The 20116-nt window shown below is 66.0% G+C and carries 19 protein-coding genes; 10 read left to right on the top strand and 9 right to left on the bottom strand.

The window, feature by feature from the left end:
- Window positions 1–29: 29 nt before the first annotated feature.
- The 5 genes from pstB to QX121_RS03985 form a co-directional block, all read right to left on the bottom strand.
- The gene (gene pstB / locus QX121_RS04005) at window positions 30–851 is read right to left on the bottom strand and encodes a phosphate ABC transporter ATP-binding protein PstB (protein ID WP_315713505.1); all 822 of its coding nucleotides are present in this window, start codon (window positions 849–851) and stop codon (window positions 30–32) included.
- Window positions 848–1729, bottom strand: a complete 882-nt coding sequence (gene pstA / locus QX121_RS04000) for a phosphate ABC transporter permease PstA (RefSeq protein ID WP_315736701.1) — start codon at window positions 1727–1729, stop codon at window positions 848–850. The genes pstB and pstA overlap by 4 nt, the downstream gene beginning before the upstream one ends.
- Window positions 1730–1732: 3 nt before the next feature.
- Window positions 1733–2731, bottom strand: coding sequence for a phosphate ABC transporter permease subunit PstC (gene pstC / locus QX121_RS03995; RefSeq protein WP_315778888.1), 999 nt, complete (start codon window positions 2729–2731; stop codon window positions 1733–1735).
- A gap of 96 nt (window positions 2732–2827) precedes the next feature.
- Window positions 2828–3838, bottom strand: coding sequence for a phosphate ABC transporter substrate-binding protein PstS (gene pstS / locus QX121_RS03990; protein WP_315736698.1), 1011 nt, complete (start codon window positions 3836–3838; stop codon window positions 2828–2830).
- A 938-nt stretch (window positions 3839–4776) separates the two neighbouring features.
- Window positions 4777–5706, bottom strand: coding sequence for a LysR family transcriptional regulator (locus QX121_RS03985; protein ID WP_315736697.1), 930 nt, complete (start codon window positions 5704–5706; stop codon window positions 4777–4779).
- A 104-nt stretch (window positions 5707–5810) separates the two neighbouring features.
- Here QX121_RS03985 and QX121_RS03980 point away from each other — a divergent pair, with 104 nt between their 5' ends.
- The 9 genes from QX121_RS03980 (at window position 5811) to QX121_RS03940 (ending at window position 14277) form a co-directional block, all read left to right on the top strand.
- Window positions 5811–6131, top strand: a complete 321-nt coding sequence (locus tag QX121_RS03980) for a Dabb family protein (protein ID WP_315811225.1) — start codon at window positions 5811–5813, stop codon at window positions 6129–6131.
- 84 nt (window positions 6132–6215) lie between these two features.
- Window positions 6216–7115 carry an NAD(P)-dependent oxidoreductase gene (locus QX121_RS03975; RefSeq protein ID WP_315811224.1) on the top strand — a complete coding sequence of 300 codons (900 nt, stop codon included), beginning with the start codon at window positions 6216–6218 and terminating at the stop codon, window positions 7113–7115.
- A 13-nt stretch (window positions 7116–7128) separates the two neighbouring features.
- The gene (locus tag QX121_RS03970) at window positions 7129–8013 is read left to right on the top strand and encodes an intradiol ring-cleavage dioxygenase (RefSeq protein ID WP_315811223.1); all 885 of its coding nucleotides are present in this window, start codon (window positions 7129–7131) and stop codon (window positions 8011–8013) included.
- A gap of 64 nt (window positions 8014–8077) precedes the next feature.
- Window positions 8078–9472: an FAD-linked oxidase C-terminal domain-containing protein gene (locus QX121_RS03965; protein ID WP_315811414.1), complete on the top strand. Its 1395-nt coding sequence runs from the start codon at window positions 8078–8080 to the stop codon at window positions 9470–9472.
- On the top strand, window positions 9469–10992 hold the full coding sequence (locus tag QX121_RS03960) for a sugar ABC transporter ATP-binding protein (protein ID WP_315811222.1): 1524 nt from the start codon (window positions 9469–9471) through the stop codon (window positions 10990–10992). The genes QX121_RS03965 and QX121_RS03960 overlap by 4 nt, the downstream gene beginning before the upstream one ends.
- Window positions 10982–11935 carry an ABC transporter permease gene (locus QX121_RS03955; RefSeq protein ID WP_409999307.1) on the top strand — a complete coding sequence of 318 codons (954 nt, stop codon included), beginning with the start codon at window positions 10982–10984 and terminating at the stop codon, window positions 11933–11935. The genes QX121_RS03960 and QX121_RS03955 overlap by 11 nt, the downstream gene beginning before the upstream one ends.
- Window positions 11932–12909 (top strand): ABC transporter permease, encoded by a 978-nt coding sequence (locus tag QX121_RS03950; protein ID WP_315811220.1) that lies wholly within the window; start codon window positions 11932–11934, stop codon window positions 12907–12909. The genes QX121_RS03955 and QX121_RS03950 overlap by 4 nt, the downstream gene beginning before the upstream one ends.
- Window positions 12910–12948: 39 nt before the next feature.
- Window positions 12949–13923 carry a sugar ABC transporter substrate-binding protein gene (locus QX121_RS03945; RefSeq protein WP_315778902.1) on the top strand — a complete coding sequence of 325 codons (975 nt, stop codon included), beginning with the start codon at window positions 12949–12951 and terminating at the stop codon, window positions 13921–13923.
- Window positions 13924–13989: 66 nt separating this feature from the next.
- Window positions 13990–14277 (top strand): YciI family protein, encoded by a 288-nt coding sequence (locus QX121_RS03940; RefSeq protein ID WP_315771355.1) that lies wholly within the window; start codon window positions 13990–13992, stop codon window positions 14275–14277.
- On the opposite strand, the gene QX121_RS03935 is transcribed toward QX121_RS03940, so the two are convergent.
- The 4 genes from QX121_RS03935 to QX121_RS03920 form a co-directional block, all read right to left on the bottom strand.
- Window positions 14278–15171, bottom strand: coding sequence for an NAD(P)-dependent oxidoreductase (locus tag QX121_RS03935; protein WP_315811219.1), 894 nt, complete (start codon window positions 15169–15171; stop codon window positions 14278–14280).
- Window positions 15168–15584, bottom strand: coding sequence for a carboxymuconolactone decarboxylase family protein (locus QX121_RS03930; protein WP_315736685.1), 417 nt, complete (start codon window positions 15582–15584; stop codon window positions 15168–15170). Before QX121_RS03930 ends, QX121_RS03935 begins: the two co-directional genes overlap by 4 nt.
- A 183-nt stretch (window positions 15585–15767) precedes the next feature.
- The gene (locus tag QX121_RS03925) at window positions 15768–17228 is read right to left on the bottom strand and encodes an aldehyde dehydrogenase family protein (RefSeq protein ID WP_315811218.1); all 1461 of its coding nucleotides are present in this window, start codon (window positions 17226–17228) and stop codon (window positions 15768–15770) included.
- A 473-nt stretch (window positions 17229–17701) separates the two neighbouring features.
- The gene (locus QX121_RS03920; RefSeq protein WP_315811217.1) at window positions 17702–18727 is read right to left on the bottom strand and encodes a LacI family DNA-binding transcriptional regulator; all 1026 of its coding nucleotides are present in this window, start codon (window positions 18725–18727) and stop codon (window positions 17702–17704) included.
- 224 nt (window positions 18728–18951) lie between these two features.
- Between QX121_RS03920 and QX121_RS03915 the strand changes: the two genes are divergently transcribed.
- Window positions 18952–20091 (top strand): sugar ABC transporter substrate-binding protein, encoded by a 1140-nt coding sequence (locus QX121_RS03915; protein WP_315771346.1) that lies wholly within the window; start codon window positions 18952–18954, stop codon window positions 20089–20091.
- Window positions 20092–20116: the final 25 nt, after the last annotated feature.

Genomic DNA, 20116 nt, shown 5'->3' with positions numbered 1-20116 from the left:
ATGATCTCCTGAAGACAATGTCGTCGGCGTCAGCCGAACCGGCCGGTGATGTAATCCTGGGTCCGCCGATCACTCGGCGAGGTGAAGATCTTGCTGGTGTCGTCGAACTCGATCAGCTCGCCGAGATACATGAAGGCGGTCTTGTCGGAGACGCGCGCCGCCTGCTGCATGTTATGCGTCACGATGGCGATCGTATAGTTTTCGGCGAGCTCCTGGATCAGCTCCTCGACCTTGGCGGTCGAGATCGGATCGAGCGCCGAGCACGGCTCGTCGAACAAGATCACCTCCGGCCGGACCGCCACGGTGCGCGCGATGCACAGCCGCTGCTGCTGGCCGCCGGACAGCGACAGGCCCGAGGCGTTGAGCTTGTCCTTGACCTCGTTCCACAACGCGCCGCCGCGCAGCGCCTTCTCGACCCGGTCGTCCATCTCCGACTTCGAGATCTTCTCATAGAGGCGGATGCCGAAGGCGATGTTCTCGTAGATCGTCATCGGAAACGGCGTCGGCTTCTGGAACACCATGCCGACCCGGGCGCGCAGCAGATTCAGATCGAGCTTGGGATCGAGGATGTTGGTGTTGTCGAGCATCAGCTGTCCGGTCGCGCGCTGGCCCGGATAGAGATCGTACATCCGGTTGAAGATGCGCAGCAGCGTGGACTTGCCGCAGCCGGACGGGCCGATGAACGCGGTGACGCGGTTGGTGCCCAGCGACAGGTTGATGTTCTTCAGCGCGTGATGGTCGCCGTAGTAGAAGTTGAGGTTGCGCGCGGTCACCTTGGCCGGCGCATCCGGAAGCGCCTTGCCGTGAAGAGCGTGATTGGGCTGACTGACGGAGACGGACAGTTCGGTCATTTGGTGTTCCTCTCGGCGCCGAGAATGCGTGCACCGATGTTCAGGGCGAGCACGGCCAGAGTGATGAGAAGGGCTCCGCTCCAGGCCAGTTGCTTCCAGTAGGCATAAGGGCTCTGGACGAAATTGTTGATGGTGACGGGCAGGTTCGCCATCGTCCTGGAAAGGTTGAGGCTCCAGAACTGGTTCGACAGCGCGGTGAACAGCAGAGGCGCGGTCTCGCCGGCGACGCGGGCGGTGGCAAGCAGCACGCCGGTGATGAGGCCCGAGCGCGCCGCCCGATAGGCGATGCGGCGGATCACCAGCGAGCGCGGCAGGCCGAGCGCAGACGCCGCCTCGCGCAGCGGGTTGGGCACGAGCAGCAGCATGTCCTCGGTGGTGCGCAGCACCACCGGGATCACGATGACCGCCAATGCAAGGGAACCCGCGAGTGCCGAGAAGCCGCCCATCGGCACCACGACCGCACCATAGATGAACAGGCCGATGATGATCGAGGGCGCCGACAGCAGGATGTCGTTGATGAAGCGGATCACCGAGGTCAGGCGGTCGTTGCGGCCGTATTCGGCGAGATAGGTGCCGGCGAACAGGCCGAGCGGCGCGCCGATGCCGACGCCGATGATCGTCATGATCAAGGAGCCGACGATGGCGTTGCGCAGGCCGCCTTCGCTGGAGCCGGGCGGCGGCGTGTCGGCGGCAAAAACCTGCAGGCTGAGGCCGGCGAGTCCGTTATAGAACAGCGTGAACAGGATCAGCGCCAGCCAGGTGACGCCGAACATCGCGGCGGCGACGCAGAGGCCGCGGATCACGATGTCCCTGCGGCGCCGGCGTGCATAGATCGGATTGACCGGCGCATCGAGTGTAAGCGTATCAGCGCTGGACATGGCTTATCTTCCCGCCTTGGCTTCGAGCCGCATGAGCATCAGCCGCGCGCTCGCCAGCACGAAGAAGGTGAGCACGAACAGCAGCAGGCCGAGCAGGATCAGGCTCGACTGGTGCAGCCCGTCGCTCTCCTGGAATTCGGAGGCGATGGCGGCCGAGATCGTGGTGCCCGGCGCGAAGATCGAGGATGAGATCCGGAACGAGTTGCCGATGATGAAGGTCACCGCCATCGTTTCGCCGAGCGCACGGCCCAGCGCCAGCATGACGCCGCCGATGACGCCGACGCGGGTGTAGGGAATGACGACGCTGCGCACGACCTCCCAGGTGGTGCAGCCGACCCCGTAGGCGGCTTCCTTCAGCACCGGCGGGACCGTCTTGAACACGTCGACCGAGATCGAGGTGATGAACGGCAGCACCATGATCGCCAGGATCAGCGAGGCGTTGAACAGGCTGAGATAGGACGGGGGCCCCGCGAAGATGTCCTGCAGCACGGGGATGCCGGCGCAGAGATTGATCATGAACGGCTGGAACGTATAGGCCAGGAACGGGCCCAGCACGAAGAAGCCCCACATGCCGTAGATGATCGAGGGAATGCCGGCGAGCAGCTCGATGGCAAGTCCGATCGGACGGCGCAGCCATTGCGGGCACAGCTCGGTGAGGAAGATCGCAATGCCCAGACCGACCGGAATGGCGATCAGCATCGCGATGAAGGACGTGACCAAGGTGCCGTAGATCGGGCCGAGCGCGCCGAGCACCGGCGGATCGGCCGACGGCGCCCAGCGCCGCGTCCACAGGAATTCGAAGCCATATTCTCTCATGGCCGGCCATGCGCCGACGATGAGCGACAGGATGATGCCGCCCAGGATCAACAGGACGGAGATCGCGGACAGCCGCGTGATCCAATAGAAGGTCACGTCGCCGAGCTTGAAGGCGTTGAGCGCGCGTGCCCGGTCATAGGGTCCGGCAGCGGCCGCGATATCGCTGACTTCGGTCTGAACCGCCATCTCTGCCAATTCTGCCCCCTGTTCCTTGGACACGCCGCAACCCCGGTAGCGTCCCTCCCCCGGAGGCCGGGAGAGGGGATTTTCGATACGTCCAGCTCAGCTCTTGATGTCGGCCGACCAGGTCTTCTCGATCAGCTTCACGACGCTGTCGGGCATCGGGATGTAGTCGAGCTCCTCAGCCATCTTGCCGCCCTTCTCGAACGACCACTTGAAGAACTTGATGGCTTCGCCGGACGCCGCCTTGTCGGCCGGCTCCTTGTGCATCAGGATGAAGGTCGCCGCCGTCATCGGCCAGGACTTGTCGCCGGGCTGGTTGGCGAGGATCACGTAGTAGCCGGGGGCCTTGGCCCAGTCGGCATTCGCGGCCGCGGCCTGGAAGGCCTCGACGGTCGGCTGCACGGTCTTGCCGGCTTTGTTCATCATGCCGGTGTAGGTGAGCTTGTTCTGCTTGGCATAGGCGTACTCGACATAGCCGATCGAGTTCTTGGTCTGGCCGATGTTGCCGGACACACCCTCGTTGCCCTTGGCGCCGACACCGACCGGCCACTCGACGGCGGTGTTGAAGCCGATCTTGCTCTTCCAGTCGGCGCTCACCTCGGAGAGGTAGTAGGTGAAGTTGAAGGTCGTGCCCGAGCCGTCGGAGCGGCGGACCACGGCGATCGCATCGGACGGCAGCTTGACGCTGGGGTTGAGCTTCTTGATCGCGGCGTCATCCCACTTGGTGATCTTGCCGAGATAGATGTTGGCGAGCGTCTCGCCGTCCAGCACCATCTCGCCCGGCTTCACGCCCTCGAGGTTGACGACCGGCACGATGCCGCCCATCACCATCGGCCACTGCACCAGGCCGTCCTTCTCGAGCTGCTCGGCCTTGAGCGGCGCGTCGGTGGCGCCAAAGGTCACGGTCTTGGCCTGGATCTGCTTGATGCCGCCGCCGGAACCGATCGACTGGTAGTTCAGACCGTTGCCGGTCTCCTTCTTGTAGGCGTCCGCCCACTTGGAATAGATCGGGAACGGGAACGTCGCGCCCGCACCGGTAATGTCGGCAGCGAAGGCCGACGTCGATGCGGCGACCAAGCCGGCAGCGACGATAGCTTTGACGAAATTCATAGCTGGTCTCCATGCTTGGGAAGCGAAGCGCCATCTGCGCCCGATTGCGCTTCCCCGGCCGCTTTACGGGGCCTCAGTGTGGCTTTTATAAAGGTTCGATGACAGTCGGATGACAGTCACAAGCCGTTGATAAGTATTGATCTTTCGATCCAACTCCGAATTTCTACGGGCCAACCGACATATTGCGGCGGGCTGCGGCACCTCGCGTCCGTGCGAGCGTCGCTCCCCCCCCCCCGGGGACAGACCATCACCGCCGTCATCGCCCGCGCGGGCGGGCGGGCGAACCAGCATACCACCGGCGGCCATGATCCGCCGAGACGCCGCGGCGTACTGGATGCCCGTCTGCGCCCTGGGGTTATGGGTCCCGGATCGGCGCGCTGTGCGCGCTTGTCCGGGACGACACCGGGGATTGGGTTGGCGACATGAGCAGCCATGGAGATGAGCGCGTGCGTTCCCGCGGCCTACGAGGCCCGAGGTGTGGGTTCGTCGTGTCCCTCCTGATCATGAGAGGGCGCGAGGAAGGCCGGACCTCGGCTGAGGCCCGTGGCCCGCCTGCTCAAAAGAATGCAGGCGGCAGGTACCACAGGTACAGCCGGACAGACCCGGCCTTCCCCGCGCGACGGTGTTAACGGTGTCCTTCGTGCTCTCCCTGGGGATCGGCGTTCTTGCCCCCATCGCCCGCGCGTGCCGTCAAGCAACGACCACGGACTTGACCTCAGCGTCGAGAGGCCAGGACCACACGACTTCGCCGTCCGCGCCGCCTGCGCTCGTCTGGCACAGCCGTCACGTCCATCGCAGCCCACCTCCACGTTCGTGACGACGCGTACGTCCCTCTGCTCGAGGCGGGATGCACGCAGGAGACCATGATTTCCGAAAAATAGCAAGGTAATTATTTTTCTCAGAACATGATCCGCCCTCCCCCGCATGCGGGCATCGGCTCAATCCGGCTTGGGCGGCTCGATCCAGATCCCCGGGTCGGAATGGGTCCGGATGTGATCGACGAGGAAATCGGCGAACACCCTGATCTTGGCCGGCAGCCTGACGCGGTTCTGGTAGGCGATGTTCATCGTCAAGAGCGGCAGCTCCCAGTCGAGCAGGACCGGCACCAGCCGGCCGGCCAGAATGTCGCTCTGCACGATGTAGAGCGGCTGGATCAGGATGCCGAGCCCGGCAAGCGCGGCGCCCTTGATCACCTGGCCGTCATTACTGTCGAGCGTCGGCGCGATCCGAATGCTCTGGGCAGTCGTGCCGTTGCGCAGGGACAGGGAATACGGATCATTGGCAAGATTGTAGATCAGCATGTCGTGGCGCACCAGATCGCCGGGAACGACGGGACAGCCACGGCTCGCGAGATAGGACGGCGCGGCCGCCAGCACGCGCCGCATCTGCCCGATGCGGCGGACGACGATGCCCGAGTCCGGCTCATGCTCGCGGGTGCGGATCGCCACGTCGATGCCCGCCTCGATGAAATCCGGGTAGCGGTTGGCGGCGATGATCTGCAGGCTCAGCTTTGGATACATCGCGCGAAACGCCGGCAGCATCGGCGCGAGATAGATCGTCGCGAACGACAGCGAGCTGGTGACGCGCAGCATGCCCTGCGGCGACAGCGCGCGGTCGCTGACGGCGTCCTCGGCCTCGGCCAGCTCGTTGAGCAGCGGGCCGCAGCGCTGCAGCAGCTCCTGCCCGGCTTCGGTCAGCCAGAGCCGGCGCGTGTTGCGCTCGATCAGGCGCACCGCGAGCCGTTCCTCCAGCGCGCTGAGATGCCGGCTCGCCGCGGCGTTGGACATCCGCAAGGACTCGGCGGCCTTGGACAGGCTGCCCAGCTCGGCCGTCTTGGAAAACACCTCGAGTTGGAGCAGACGGTCCATTGTTACGCTGATCGGAAAACAGAGTTACAATTTTTGTCCTTTATTTCCATTTCCTGCAAGGCAAAATCGTCAGACAAGAACAAGCACAGGTGAGGGACGCACGAATGACGGGGCCGATCAGGCACATCGTGATGTGGCGGCTGCGCGCCGAGACGGCTGCCGAGCGCGCCGCGGCCCGGCTCAAGGTCAAGACCCTGTTCGAGAGTTTGAAAGGCCGGATCGACGGCCTGACCCACATCGAGGTCGGTCTCGATGTCAGCGACGTCGACTATGCCTGCGACGTCGTCCTGTTCTCCGAATTCGCCAGCAGCGCCGCATTGAAGGCCTATGCGTCGCATCCGGAGCACCTGCGCGTCCGCGAGGAGCTCGGCGACCTCAGGATCGGCCGCTTCCAGGTCGACTATCCCGTGGCGACCGGCGCGTGACCGGCCCCCTCACGTCGACGAACCTGCGAGGCAGCATCGCGTCGCCACAGGCGCAGAAAATGAAGCAATCGGCGGACCTCACCCATGTCACTTCCTGACAAGCGCCTCGCCTTCATCGGCATCGGCAAGATCGGCCTGCCGATCGCGGCGCGGCTCGCCAAGGCCGGCCATGACGTCACGGCGTTCGATCCCAACGCCGCCCGGCTCGACGAGGCACGTGCGCTCGGCATGGCCGCCGCGTCGTCCGCTGCCGAGGCGGTGCGCGACCATGCCGTGGTCATCTCGTCGCTACCCGACGATAATGCGCTGCGCGCCGCCATGCTCGGCAGCAGCGGACTGATCGCGGCCATGGCGCCGGGCGCGATCCTGATCGAGACCAGCACCGTGGGTGTCGACGCGTCGAGCGCGGTCGCGGCCGCCGCGAGCGCTCGCGACGTCGCCTATCTGCGCACGCCGATCTCCGGCAATGCCAGCATCGCCCACACCGGCGAGCTGACGTGCTTCGTGTCCGGTCCAAGAGAGGCGTTCACCCTGATCACGCCGGTGCTGGCCGGCTTCACGCGCGCGCAGACCTATCTGGGCGCGGCGGAAGAGGCGCGCTACGCCAAGCTCGCCGTCAACCTGATGATCGCGACGACGGCGGCGATGATGGCCGAAAGCCTCGCCCTCGCACGCAAGGGCGGCATCGCCTGGCCCGACATTCTGAAGGTGCTGCATGACAGCGCAGTCGCCTCGCCGATGGTGAAGTACAAGACCGCGCCGCTGCTGGCGCGCGACTTTGCCGCGACGTTCTCCTGCGCGCAGATGGCCAAGGATCTCGATCTGATTCTCGGCGCCGGCCATGCCGTCGGCGTGCCGCTGCAGCTCGCGGCGCAGGTCCGTGAGACCTATGGCGCGCTGATCGCGTCAGGCGATGCCGACACCGACTTCCTCGCCACCGTCCGGCATGTCGAGCGGCTGTCCGGGCTCGGCGAGCCTCTCTGAAAGGAGCCGCCTCTTGCGCAACTTCAACGAGACCACGATCACAGATGCCGTGCTCGAACGCCTGGCGGGCGCGCGTGATGCGCGGATCAAACAGGTCAGCGAGGCGCTGGTGCGGCATCTCCATGCCTTCGTGCGCGAGGTCCGTCCGACCCAGCAGGAATGGGAATACGGCATCGACTTCCTGACCCGCACCGGCCAGATGTGCGACGACAAGCGCCAGGAGTTCATCCTGCTGTCGGATACGCTCGGCGTTTCGATGCTGGTCGACGCCATCAATCATCCGGTGCCGGAAGGCGCCACCGAGACCACGGTGCTCGGCCCCTTCTTCGTCCAGGCGGCGCCGGAACGCGCCAACGGCGACGATATCGCGGGACCGATGAAAGGCGATCCGCTGCTGGTGACCGGCTCGGTGTCGAGCGCGGACGGCGCGCCGCTGGCAGGCGCCGTGGTCGACGTCTGGCACTCCGACGACGACGGCTATTACGACGTGCAGCGGCTCGAGCAGATCGGCGATCTCGCCATGCGCGCGCGCTTCCATACCGACGCCGACGGCCGCTTCCACTTCTGGTCGATCAAGCCCGCGGCCTATCCGATCCCCAACGACGGGCCGGTCGGCGACATGCTCACGGCGCAGGGACGGCACCCGTGGCGGCCGGCGCATGTGCATTTCATGATCTCGGCGCCCGGTTTCGAGCGGCTGGTGACGCATGTGTTCGTGGCCGGCGACCAGTATCTCGATTCCGATGTCGTGTTCGGCGTCAAGGACAGCCTGATCCGCGAGTTCGAACGCTGCCCGCCGGGCCGTGCGCCAGATGGCCGCATGGTGACGGACGGATATTTTCATCTCAACTATGATTTCGGCCTGAAACGGCTTGCGGAGCGCGCCAATCAGGTTTGAGCTGAGCGGGCGACAAGGACCGTCAAGAGTCCTGTCATCGACGAGGAAGCGGACGGGAGGAATGATGGAGTTGCGGGTCGGCACCGGTGCATTGGCCGAGCGGCTTTCGAACCTGATCGGGCCGCGCGCGAGTCTCGCGCGCGGCGTGCTGGATCAGCACGGCCGGAGCGAGTCGTACTATCCGGCGATGCCGCCCGACATCGTCGTGTTTCCCGAGACAACGCAGGAGGTCGCCGACATCGTCAGGCTGTGCGCAGAGGCTGCCACGCCCATCGTGCCGTTCGGCGCCGGCACGTCGCTCGAAGGCAACGCTGCGGCTGTCGCGGGCGGGGTCTGTTTCGACTTCGCCCGCATGAACGAGGTGCTGGCCGTGCATGACGCCGACATGGACGTCGTGGTGCAGCCCGGCATCACCCGCAAGCAGCTCAATGCCGAGCTGCGCGGGACAGGCCTGTTCTTTCCGATCGATCCCGGGGCCGATGCCTCGATCGGCGGCATGAGTTCGACCCGCGCCTCCGGGACCATGGCGGTGCGCTACGGCACCATGAAGGACAACGTCCTCGCGCTCGAGGTCGTGCTGGCCGACGGCCGGGTGATCCGCACCGCCAAGCGTGCGCGCAAATCCGCCGCCGGCTACGACCTGACACGGCTGTTCGTTGGATCGGAGGGGACGCTCGGCGTGATCACCGAAATCACGCTGAAGCTGCATCCCCTGCCCCAGGCGATCTCGGCCGCAACCTGCAGCTTCCCGACTTTGCACGACGCGGTCGACACAGCGATCGCGCTGATCCAGTCGGCCGTCCCCGCCGCCCGCATCGAGCTCGTCGATGACGTCATGATGCGCGGCATCAATGCCTATTCGAAGCTCGGCTATCGGGAAGCCCCGACGCTGTTCCTGGAATTTCACGGCTCGGAGGCCGCCGTCGCCGAGCAGGCGCAGACGGCGGAGGCGATCGCGATCGAGCATGGCGGCCGAGGCTTCGCCTGGGCCAAGGCGGCCGAGGACCGCAGCCGGCTCTGGCACGCCCGCGACAATACGCTGTATGCCGGACTGGGCCTGCGCCCCGGCGCGCGCGCCGTCATCACCGACGTCTGCGTGCCGATCTCGCGCCTCGCCGAATGCCTGATCGAGACGCGCCGGGATGCCGACAGCAACGGCTTCATTGCGCCGATCGTCGGCCATGTCGGCGACGGCAATTTCCACATGCTGATCCTGATCGATCCAACTGATGCGCACGAGCTGGCCGGCGCCAAGGCGCTGCAGTCGCGCATGGTGGCGCGCGCGATCGCGATGGACGGCACCTGCACCGGCGAGCACGGCATCGGCCTCGGAAAGGTCGACTATCTCGAGGACGAGCTCGGCGAGGCCGTTGGTGTGATGCGCGCGATCAAGGCCGCGCTCGATCCGGATGGCCTGATGAATCCGGGCAAGATCTTTGGGGGCGGAGCGCGGCCATGAGCGTGGCGGCAGCCATGGCAGCCTCATCGCCCGCGCCGCTGCTGGAGCTGCGCGGGATCAGCAAGACGTTCCCCGGCGTCAAGGCGCTGGACGACGTCTCGTTTGCGATCTACCCGGGCGAAGTCCACATGCTGCTCGGCGAGAACGGCGCCGGCAAATCCAGCCTGATGAAGATCCTGTGCGGCGCCTATAGCGCCGATGCGGGTGAGGTCTATTACAAGGGTAAGAAGGTTGCGATCACCTCGACGGCCGATGCGCAAGACCTCGGCATCGCCGTGATCTTCCAGGAATTCTCGCTGGTGCCGTTCCTCGACATCGCGCAGAACATCTATCTCGGCCGCGAGCCGAAAGGCCGCCTGCCCGGCACCATCGACCGCCGCAGGATCCTGGCCGATGCGAAGCGCGTGCTCGACAGCATCGGCTTCGACATCGATCCTTCTGTCATCGTCGACACGCTCGGCGTCGCGCAGCAGCAGATGGTCGAGATTGCGAAAGCGATCAGCCAGAATGCGCGGATCCTGGTGATGGACGAGCCGACGGCGGCGCTGTCCGACCGCGAGGCGGAGCTGCTGTTCGCGCTGATCCGGCGGCTGAAGGCGGAAGGCGTGGCGATCGTCTACATCTCGCACCGCATCGCCGAGGTGTTCGCGCTTGGTGACCGCATCACCGTGCTGCGCGACGGCCGCCGCATCGGCGATGTCAGCCCCGCCGACGTCACGCCCGACCAACTCGTGCGCATGATGGTCGGGCGCAATATCGACATGAGCTATCCGCGCCATTTCGCGGAAACGCCGGGCGAGCTCGTGCTCGAGGTCAAGGGACTGAGCGCGCCGACCGGGATTGCCGACATCAACATCGAGGTGCGGCGGGGCGAGATCGTCGGCCTGTGCGGCCTCGTCGGCTCCGGCCGCACCGAGGTGGCGCGCGCGATCTTCGGCGCCGATCCGGTCAGCGAAGGCGAGATCATCTTCGACGGCAAGCCGATCGCGGGCGAGCCCGACATCGCGGCCCGCCGCGGCATCGCGCTGATCCCCGAGAGCCGCAAGAGCGAGGGCCTGGCGCTGCTGCGCTCGGTCGGCGACAACCTCGTGGTCTCGGCGCTGAAGAAGCTGTTTCCCAGCGGGCTCTACGATCCGCGCGGCGCGCAGCGCACCGCGGACGGGCTGATCCGGCAATTGCGGATCGCAACGCCGAATGCGCGCCAGACGGTCGGCCTGCTCTCGGGCGGCAACCAGCAGAAGGTCGTGATCGGCAAGTGGCTCGCGGCCGGCGCCAGGCTGTTCATCTTCGACGAGCCGACGCGCGGCATCGACGTCGGCGCCAAGTCCGAGATCTTCGCGTTGATCGACCGGCTGGTCGCCGAGGGCGCCGCCGCGCTGATGATCTCGTCCGAGCAGATCGAGATCTGCCACGTCTGCGACCGCGCCTATGTGATGCGCGAGGGCCGCATCGCCGGACACCTGGCGCGCAGCGAGCTGACCGAGGAGAATATCGTGCGACTGGGGATGCATGATGAGTGACGCCACCATCGCCTCACCGCTCCGAACGCTGCAGCGCATCCCGGGCGTGGCGATCGTGCTGGTGCTGCTGATCGCGCTGTTCGGCGCGATCGCGCCGGGCTTCCTGTCGGCCGCGAACCTCTCCAACGTGCTGGTGCAGTCGACGATCCTGACCATGCTCGCGCTGCCGATGACCCTGATCATCATGACCGAAGGGCTCGACCTCTCGATGGGCGCGGTGCTGACGCTGACCTCGCTCTGCGTCGCCATCGTCTCGCTCGCGACCAAGTCCGTGCTGCTGGGCCTCGGCGCCGCGGTGCTGGTCGGCGCGGCGTTCGGCTCCGTCAATGGCTGGCTGGTCGCGATCGTCGGGATTCCGCCGTTCGTGGCCACCCTCGCCACGCTCGGCATGGCGCAGGGCCTGTCGCTGATCGTGAGCGACGGCCAGAGCGTGGTCGGCATTCCCCACGGCGTGCGCGACATCTATTCGGCGACGCTGCTCGGCATCCCCGTGCCGATCGTGATGGGGCTTTTGACCTACGCGGCGTTTCACGGCCTGCTCTATCATACCAGGTTCGGCACCTACGTCTTCGCGCTCGGCGGCAACCGCGAGGCGCTCCGCTATGCCGGCCTGTCGCCGACACGGCTCCTGATCGCGGTCTATGCGATCGGCGGCACGATGGCCGGCATTGCGGGGCTGCTGATGACATCGCGGATGAATTCGGGACATCCGACCGCAGGGCTCGGGATGGAGTTCGACGCCATCGCGGCGGTCGCGGTCGGCGGCACCTCGTTCGAGCGCGGCAATGGCTGGCTGCTCGGCACCGTGCTGGGCGTCATCGCGGTCGGCGTGCTGCGCAACGGCCTCAATCTGGTGTCGCTGCCATCCTCCGTGCAGGTCGCGAGCGTCGGTGCGCTGGTCATCGTCGCGATGTTCCTCGACGGCCTGCGGAGCCGGTCATGACCGACATCGCCAAAGAGAGCGTCTTGCCGCCGCGGTCATTCCTGTCGCAGAACGCGGCACAGGTGTTCTACCGGCTGCTCGCCGCGCTGCTGATTTGCGCCGCGCTGACCGTGCTGAGCGACTCCTTCCTCAGCCTCGGCAACATCCTCAACGTGCTCAGGCAGGCGAGCCTGACCTTCTTCATCGCCTCCGGCCTGACGCTGGTGGTGCTGACCGCCGGCCTCGATCTGTCGGTCGGCGCCAACGTTGCCTTGTCGGCGTGTCTCGCCGGCACCGTGATCCATCAGACCGGCTCGCCCGCACTCGGGATCGGCACCGGGCTGCTCGCCGGCGGCAGCGTCGGATTTCTCAACGGCTTCATGGTCACGGCGCTGCGCATCCCCTCTTTCATCGCGACCTACGGCATGCTCTGGGTGCTGAACGGTGTCACCTACTGGTACATGGCCGGCGAGACCATTCATGGCTTCCCGGCCGGCTTCCGCCAGATCGGCAGCGGCTATTTGCTCGGACTGCCGATCCCGGTCTATCTGCTGCTGGTGTTCCTCGCGATCGGAACGCTGTTCGCGCAACGCACCACATGGGGCCAGGAGATCTACGCCATCGGCGCCAATCCGGTCGCGGCGCGACTCTCCGGCATTCCGGTCGCGCGCCGGCTGCTGCTGGTCTACACCGTCTCAGGCACCATGGCCGGCCTCGCCTCGATCATCTTCCTGTCGCGGCTCAACTCCGCCGAAGCCGACATCGGCGAAAGCCTGACGCTGCCGGCCATCGCCGCGGTGCTGATCGGCGGCACTTCGCTGTTCGGCGGCGTCGGCACCGTGTTCGGCACCTTCATCGGCGCCTTGATCCTGACGCTGGTGCTGAACGGCATGAACCTGCTCGCGATCAGCGCCAACTGGCAGCCGCTCGTCACCGGAATCATCGTCATCATCGCCGTCTGGCTCGACATGAAGACGCGGCGCCCGACGCAATGAGCTCATAAGCAAACTCAGAAAACGAGGGATGGAAACACCATGCAACACCGGATACCGCACAGCCTCGCGCTCGCACTCCTGATCACGGCTGTCACGACGCAGGCCCGCGCCGACGGCGAGACCATCGCCGTGTTCACCAAGAACCAGACCAATCCGTTCTTCCAGACGGTGCGGGTCGGCGCCGACAACATGGCGAAGGTGCTGAACGCCAAGATCCTGCACTACATCCCGACCAAGCCGGACTCGATCCCCGAGCAGCTCAGCCAGATCGAAGACGTGGTGGTGAAGAAGCCGAGCGCCATCGTCTTCACGCCGGTCGACTACAAGGCGATGGTGCCCGGCGTCGAGAAGATCAACGACGCCAAGATTCCCGTCGTCAACATCACCGACCGCTCGGCCGGCGGCAAGTTCGTCTCCTTCGTCGGCGCCGACGACTACAGCCTCGGCCTGGAGACGGGCCGGTTCCTGCTCAAGACGCTCGGCGGCAAGGGCAACATCGTCATCATCGAAGGGGTCAAGGGCTCGCTGACCAATGTCGATCGCGTCCGCGGCTTCAACGACGCGCTGAAGGAGAATCCCGGCGCCAAGCTGCTGGCGTCGCAGCCCGGCAACTACCAGCGCCTGCAGGCCCTGCAGGTGATGGAGAACCTGATGCAGTCCAATGCACAGATCGACGGCGTGCTTGCCGCCAACGACGCCATGGCCGTCGGCGCCATCGAGGCGCTGGACGGCGCCAACCGCAAGGCCCAGGTGATCGGCATCAACGGCACCAAGGAGGCGATCGACGCGATCAAGTCCGGCAAGCTGCTCGCCAGCGGCGACTATAACGGCTTCGCCCAAGGCTGCCTCGGCACCATGATGGCCGTCCGCTCGCTGCGCGGACAGCCGGTGATCAACGAGATCGTGCTGAAGCCGACGGTGATCACCAAGGACAACTACCAGCCGTTCGACGTAGCGCTGGAACAGCGGACCTGCCCGAGCTTCGAGGATGCGAGCAAGCTCGGCGCGAAATAGGATCAGCCATCAGTCCGGAAGCAGGACGGCATGGAGCCGTCCGGCTTCAACTTGCGGAGAGAATTCATGCTGTTTGCGATTCACGCGATCGACAAGCCGGACGCGCTGCCGGTCCGGCTTGCCAACTACGACGCGCACAAGGCCTATCTCGGTGACACCGCCCGCCTGCCCGTCACCATCGTGATGTCCGGCCCGCTCGTCTCCGACGATGGGTCGACGATGATCGGAAGCCTGTTCCTGGTCGAGGCACCCGGCCGCGCCGAGGTCGAGGCCTTCAACCGCGCCGACCCGTTCGCCGCGGCCGGAATCTGGGACAAGGTGACGATCACCGGATTCCTGCGGCGCCAGGGGTAGTCAGCCCTTCAGCTCGATGCCGGCCAGCGCCTCGCTCAGCTTCGCCAGCGCGGTGTGATCCTGCCCGGGTCCGAGCATCCCTTGCGCGCTCGCGCTCAGCTCGCGGCAGAGATTGGAGAATGGGGCCGCGACCCCGCTGGCACGCGCAACCTCGAGCGCGATCGAGAGGTCCTTGACCATCAGGTCGAGGCCGAAGCCGCTGTTGAACTGGCGCGACAGCACGAACTGCTTGAACTTCTTCTGCGTCGAGTTGTTCATGCCGGTCGAGGCGTTGAGCACGTCGGTCATCAGGCCGGGATCGATGCCGAACTGCTGGCCGATCAGCAGCGCCTCGATGCCGATCAGGAAGCCGCCGGCCGAGACGAGGTTGTTGAGCGCCTTCATCGCCTGGCCCGAGCCGAGGCCGCCGATGCGGTGGATCGTCGTGCCCATCGCGCGCAACAGCGGCTCGACGCAATCGAGCGCAGCCGGCTCGCCGCCGGCCATGATCGCGAGCTCGCCGGTCACCGCGCGCGGCACGCCGCCGCTGACCGGCGCATCGAGCATGATCACGCCGAGCGGGGCGAGATCGGCCGCGATCGCCTGCGTCGCGGCCGGCGCGCCGGAGCTCATGTCGATCACGACGTGACCCTGCCTCAGACCTGCGCGCAGGGTCCCGACCGCGTCCGCGACATGCTTGCTGGTCGGCAGCATCGTGATGATGACGTCGGCATCTGCCGCTGCCGCCGCAAGATCCCCCGCCTCGATGCCGCCGATCTGGCGCACGAAGTCCGCAGCCCGTTCTGGAACGGCATCATTGACCGCAACCGCAAAGCCGGCGCCGAGCAGGCGCGCGGCCATCGGCCAGCCCATGTTGCCGATGCCGACGAACAGGATCTTCCCCGGCGCGCTCATGTGCCGTCCTTTGCGCCGTCCTTCTTGGCGATCGCGCCCTCCGCGACCAGCACCTCATGCGCCGCCTTGAAGGCTTCGAGCCCTGCGGGAATGCCGCAATAGACAGTGGCGTGCAGCAGGATCTCCTTGATCTCGTCGACCGTGACGCCGTTGGTGAGCGCGCCCTTGACATGCAGCTTCAGCTCGCTCGGCTTGCTCAGCGCGGTCAGCATCGCGAGATTGATGATGCTGCGGGTGCGGCGATCCAGTCCTGGCCGGGTCCAGGCATAGCCCCAGCACATTTCGGTGGTGATGTGCTGGAAGGCCATCATGAAGTCGTCGGCCTTGGCGAGGCTGCCATCGACGTAGGCCGCGCCGAGCACCTCGCGGCGCACCTTCAGGCCCTTCTCGAACAATTCTTTTTCGTCGCTCATCCGCTCGTCTCCTTCTGCAAACCCAGATGTCAGCTCTTTGTCTGAGCATGATCTTTTCGGAAAACCGGCTTCCACTTTTCCGGATCATGCTCTAGCGCCTCGCCGCGCGGACTGACAACAACAACGCCGGGCGGCGTTGTCAGTGACGTCCGCACGGCGGAATTGATCGGAGATGCGAATCCGCTAGCCGTGCTTGACGATCAGGGTCTTCATCGCCGCAAGCTCGTACAGCGCCTCGAAACCCTTCTCGCGGCCGTGTCCCGATTTCTTCATGCCGCCGAACGGCAGCTCGATGCCGCCGCCAGCGCCGTAGCCGTTGACGAACATCTGGCCGACCTTGACCTTGCGCGCGACGCGCATCGCCCGCGAGCCGTCGCCCGACCATACGCCCGCGACCAGGCCGAAATCGGTGCCATTGGCAAGCTTGATCGCATCGGCCTCGTCGTCGAACGGCATCGCCGCCAGCACCGGGCCGAACACCTCGTCGCGCGCCAGCTCGGAGTCGCGGGCGACCTGCTGATAGAGCGCAGGCGCGACGTAGAAGCCTTCGCTCGGCACGCCGTCGGCGATCTTGCCCTGGGCCACGCGCTTGGCGCCGCCGGACTCGGCACGCGCCAGCATGCTCTCGATGCGCTTCTTCTGCACCGCGCTGATGACGGGGCCGAGATCGAGATCCATCTCCGGGGTGCCGGCGGTGATCTTCTCGAAGCGGAGCTTGAGGTCAGCCAGGAAACGGTCCCAGATCGAACGCTCCACCAGCACGCGCGAGCCGGCCGAGCAGGTCTGGCCGGCGTTCTGCACGATCGCCGCGGCCACCGAGGTCAGCGCAGCATCGAGATCGGCGTCGGCGAACACGATCTGCGGCGACTTGCCGCCGAGCTCGAGCGTGCAGCCGATGTGGTTCCTCGCGGCCGCCGTCTGCACGAGCGTGCCGACCTCCGGGCTGCCGGTGAAGGAGATGAAATCGATGCCGTCATGCGCCGACAGCGCCGCACCCGCCTCCTCGCCGAGACCCGGCACGACATTGATCGCACCGGCCGGAAAGCCGGCTTCCGCCGCGAGCTCGGCAAGACGCAGCGGCACCAGGCAGGCCTCCTCGGCCGGCTTGATCACGGTCGCGTTGCCCATCGCCAGCGCCGGCGCGACGGTGCGGCCGAACATCTGCCCCGGATAATTCCACGGAATGATATGGCCGGTGACGCCGAGCGGCTCATAGACCGTGGTGACGAAGAAGCCGTCGAGGAACGGGATGGTGTCGCCATGCACCTTGTCGGCGGCGCCGCCGTAATATTCGAAATAGCGCGCGACCGCGACCACGTCCGCCTTGGCCTGCTTCATCGGCTTGCCGGTATCCGCCGCTTCGAGCTTCGCGAGTTCCTCGGCGTTGTCCTCGACGAGGCGGCCGAGCTTCGACAGCAGGCGCCCGCGGTCCACCGCGGCGAGCCGGCCCCACGGGCCTTCGAGCGCGCGGCGCGCCGCCGCCACGGCAAGATCGATGTCGGCCGCATCCCCTGCCGCGATCGAAGCGATCACCTGGCCGGTCGCCGGAGCAAGCATCGCAATGGTGCGGCCCGACCGCGCGGGCTGCCACGTGTTGTCGATGAAGACGCCCTTTGCGGCAGGCAGTTTGACATTGGCGTTCATGGCAGCTCTCCGGCTTCTCTTGCAGCTCGTCCTCGGTCATGTCAGACCTCGGCACGGTGCATCACCACGCGGCCGCGCGACGGCCGAGGCAACGGAGGCGTGTCACCATGGCCGGATTGGCCGGCCGCTCTCCCCCGTTTGCGCTGCAGCGGTCATGATGCCCGATGGATGCGTCCGACGTTTCTGTCAGACAATATCGGAGCCGTCCAGAACGGGACGTGGGGCGCACGAGAACGTGCGGCGCGCGGCCCTGCGGGGCTCGCGCGCGATCGGCCGCGACATGGTCGTCGCAAGGCTCGTCATCTGGCTTACCGCCTGGTCCGCCAGGCGGTCGGGAACGCTCGTGGCCGGCGCGGCGATCTCGCCCAGCGCGGCCGCTGCCTCCTTGCGAGAGATTGGCCTGCTCGTGGGTGATGCAATGGGTGCTCGGCCGCACCACGTGCAGCACTGCGCCCGAAAGGGCGCGACCATCATCACGAAGCCACGAGATGCGGTCCGGTGCTGCCGCGTGCGACGATCTCGAAGCCGAGGTCGATCCGACGCGTTCTCGGCCGCTTGCCGGTGGCGATCACCTGAAGCACCAGTTCGGACGCCACGCGCCCCATGTCGGCGCGCGGCGTCAGCACGGTCGACAGCGGCGGATTGGAGGCCGCCGCGAATTCCAGGTCGTTGAAGCCGATCAGCGAGATCCGGCGCGGGACCTCCAGCCCCGCCTGCTGGCAGGCGAACAACGCACCCAGCGCGATGTTGTCATCGCAGCAGAAGATCGCATCGGGAGCTCCGCTCGCGAGCATCTCCTCGGTCAGCTTCCGCCCCAGCGAGATCGTCGTCTGTGCCGGGAGCCAGGCAACCAGCGACTCGCCGTCCAAACCAGCTTCCGTCAGCGCCGCGCGATAACCCTCCAGCCGGGCTCGTGCCCGGTCGTCGCGCTGTCCGGAGAGGTAGGCGATCCGCCGATGTCCCAGCTCGATCAGGAAGCGGGTCGCGGCATAGCCGCCCTGGCGCTGCGAAAGTCCGACATTCAGATCGATCGGATCGTCGGTCAGCTCGAACGTCTGCACCACCGGAATCCGCGAACGTTCGAGAACGCGCCGCGCGGCCCGCGTCTGGTTCACCCCGACCAGGATCAGCGCCTCGATGTTCTGGCCCAGCAGCGTCCTGATGGCGCCCTCTTCCTCCTCCGCCGAATAGCGGCTGCTGACGACGACGGGGCGAAAGCCGAGCGGCAGCAGGGTGTCGTAGATCGCCTGCAGGTAGTCCGCGAAGATGCCGTTGGAGAGCGACGACACGACGATGCCGATGGAATGCGTGCGGGTCGAGGCGAGCCGGCTCGCCGCGAAGTTCGGCACATAGGCCAGCCTGTCGACCGCGGCATCGATCCGCTTGCGCAACTCCGGCGACACCATATCGGGCCGCCGCAGCGCCCGCGACACGGTGACAGCGCTGACATGGGCGATGCGGGCGACGTCCTCCAGCGTGGTGCGACGCTTCTGAGACATGATCCTTGCAACATTGATTCACGCGGATTTGTCCGAACCATATTCATGACATGCGACCGGCCGCTTGGCAAAAGCCGCGCGACGGTAATTGACAGCGCTGTCATTGATCAGTAACGCTTGGCGGGTCGAGACGACGAGCAATGCTCGCACAAACCTCCGGAAACAAAGAGGCGTCTCGCACATGCGTCATTGATTTGGCGCCACAACAACAGGGGAGGTCACGAATGTCGTCCAAGTCGATGAGGGCGCGATGCCTTGCCACTTGTGCATCGCTGGTGTTGGTCACGGCGTTTGCCGGCAAGGCGCTGGCGGAGCCGGAGATGGTCAAGGGACCGGCGACCGAGCCTGAATGCATGGTGCCGTGGACCGCGGACACCAAGTTCTTCAAGTTTCCGGCCAAGAAGGGCCCGTACCGCATCGCACTGGCGAACGGCTACATCGCCAATACCTGGCGCATCCAGATGATCCAGACCGCGAAGGCCTATGCGGCGCAGCCGGAGGTCAAGGCCAAGCTGAAGGAGTTCAAGGTCGTCTCGACCGGCGAGGACGTCCCGGCCCAGATCTCGGCAATCAACAACTTCATCGACTCCGGCTATGACGCGATTGTCGTCAACGCGCAGAACCCGACCGCGTTCGGGCCGGTGATCAAGCGTGCCAAGCAGGCAGGCGTGATCCTCGTCGCCTTCGACAACATCCTTGCGACGGAAGATGCGATCAACGTCAACGTCGACCAGAAGGGTCTCGGCGAACTCTGGGCGAAGTGGCTGGTCAAGAACGTGCCCGGCGGCGGCAAGGTGCTCGAGGTGCGCGGCGTCGCCGGCACCTCGGTCGACACCGATCGTCACAACGGCTTCCACTCCGTTCTCGACGGCTCCGGCAAGAAGTGGCAGGTCACCGAGGTCGTCGGCAAATGGGACGACGGCGTCGCCCAGAAGGCCACGGCGGATGCGATCGCGACCAATGGCCCGTTCGATGCGATCTCCGGTCAGGGCGGCGACACCGGCATCGTGCAGGCCATGCTCGACGCCAAGCACAAGATGGTGCCGTTCGGTGGCGAGACCGAAAACGGCTTCCGCAAGTTCTGCGCCGCCAAGGCGTCCGAAGGCCTGAAATGCTCTTCCGCCGGTACCGGACCTGCGCAGGTCGCGGTCGCGATCAAGGTCGCGCTCGCCGCCCTCGAAGGCAAGGTGGTGCCGCAATCGGTCAAGCTGCCGCTCGCCGTCGTGGAAGATCCGAACTTCAAGAAGGATCAGGACTACTTCCCGGCCCAGTCCGACAACTTCTTCGTCGGCAACTCCTTCCCGACCTGCGGCATCAACTTCACGGCGCAGGAGATCATGGGCCAGTCGAAGGAAAATCAATAGGCCGGTGTGATTGCTGGTCCGCGAG

Origin of the sequence: Bradyrhizobium sp. SZCCHNR2028 (assembly GCF_032380995.1) — a bacterium.
In the GTDB taxonomy this organism is placed as follows: domain Bacteria; phylum Pseudomonadota; class Alphaproteobacteria; order Rhizobiales; family Xanthobacteraceae; genus Bradyrhizobium.
The sequence above is the reverse complement of the archived record's forward strand: the minus strand, read 5'-3'. Positions and strand labels throughout refer to the sequence as shown.

What these genes read in the sequence shown, in the direction of transcription:
- pstB (WP_315713505.1), bottom strand. Translation starts at nt 851, where the DNA reads ATGACCGAACTGTCCGTCTCCGTCAGTCAGCCCAATCACGCTCTTCAC.
- pstA (WP_315736701.1), bottom strand. Translation starts at nt 1,729, where the DNA reads ATGTCCAGCGCTGATACGCTTACACTCGATGCGCCGGTCAATCCGATC.
- pstC (WP_315778888.1), bottom strand. Translation starts at nt 2,731, where the DNA reads ATGGCGGTTCAGACCGAAGTCAGCGATATCGCGGCCGCTGCCGGACCC.
- pstS (WP_315736698.1), bottom strand. Translation starts at nt 3,838, where the DNA reads ATGAATTTCGTCAAAGCTATCGTCGCTGCCGGCTTGGTCGCCGCATCG.
- QX121_RS03985 (WP_315736697.1), bottom strand. Translation starts at nt 5,706, where the DNA reads ATGGACCGTCTGCTCCAACTCGAGGTGTTTTCCAAGACGGCCGAGCTG.
- QX121_RS03980 (WP_315811225.1), top strand. Translation starts at nt 5,811, where the DNA reads ATGACGGGGCCGATCAGGCACATCGTGATGTGGCGGCTGCGCGCCGAG.
- QX121_RS03975 (WP_315811224.1), top strand. Translation starts at nt 6,216, where the DNA reads ATGTCACTTCCTGACAAGCGCCTCGCCTTCATCGGCATCGGCAAGATC.
- QX121_RS03965 (WP_315811414.1), top strand. Translation starts at nt 8,078, where the DNA reads ATGGAGTTGCGGGTCGGCACCGGTGCATTGGCCGAGCGGCTTTCGAAC.
- QX121_RS03960 (WP_315811222.1), top strand. Translation starts at nt 9,469, where the DNA reads ATGAGCGTGGCGGCAGCCATGGCAGCCTCATCGCCCGCGCCGCTGCTG.
- QX121_RS03955 (WP_409999307.1), top strand. Translation starts at nt 10,982, where the DNA reads ATGATGAGTGACGCCACCATCGCCTCACCGCTCCGAACGCTGCAGCGC.
- QX121_RS03950 (WP_315811220.1), top strand. Translation starts at nt 11,932, where the DNA reads ATGACCGACATCGCCAAAGAGAGCGTCTTGCCGCCGCGGTCATTCCTG.
- QX121_RS03945 (WP_315778902.1), top strand. Translation starts at nt 12,949, where the DNA reads ATGCAACACCGGATACCGCACAGCCTCGCGCTCGCACTCCTGATCACG.
- QX121_RS03940 (WP_315771355.1), top strand. Translation starts at nt 13,990, where the DNA reads ATGCTGTTTGCGATTCACGCGATCGACAAGCCGGACGCGCTGCCGGTC.
- QX121_RS03935 (WP_315811219.1), bottom strand. Translation starts at nt 15,171, where the DNA reads ATGAGCGCGCCGGGGAAGATCCTGTTCGTCGGCATCGGCAACATGGGC.
- QX121_RS03930 (WP_315736685.1), bottom strand. Translation starts at nt 15,584, where the DNA reads ATGAGCGACGAAAAAGAATTGTTCGAGAAGGGCCTGAAGGTGCGCCGC.
- QX121_RS03925 (WP_315811218.1), bottom strand. Translation starts at nt 17,228, where the DNA reads ATGAACGCCAATGTCAAACTGCCTGCCGCAAAGGGCGTCTTCATCGAC.
- QX121_RS03920 (WP_315811217.1), bottom strand. Translation starts at nt 18,727, where the DNA reads ATGTCTCAGAAGCGTCGCACCACGCTGGAGGACGTCGCCCGCATCGCC.
- QX121_RS03915 (WP_315771346.1), top strand. Translation starts at nt 18,952, where the DNA reads ATGTCGTCCAAGTCGATGAGGGCGCGATGCCTTGCCACTTGTGCATCG.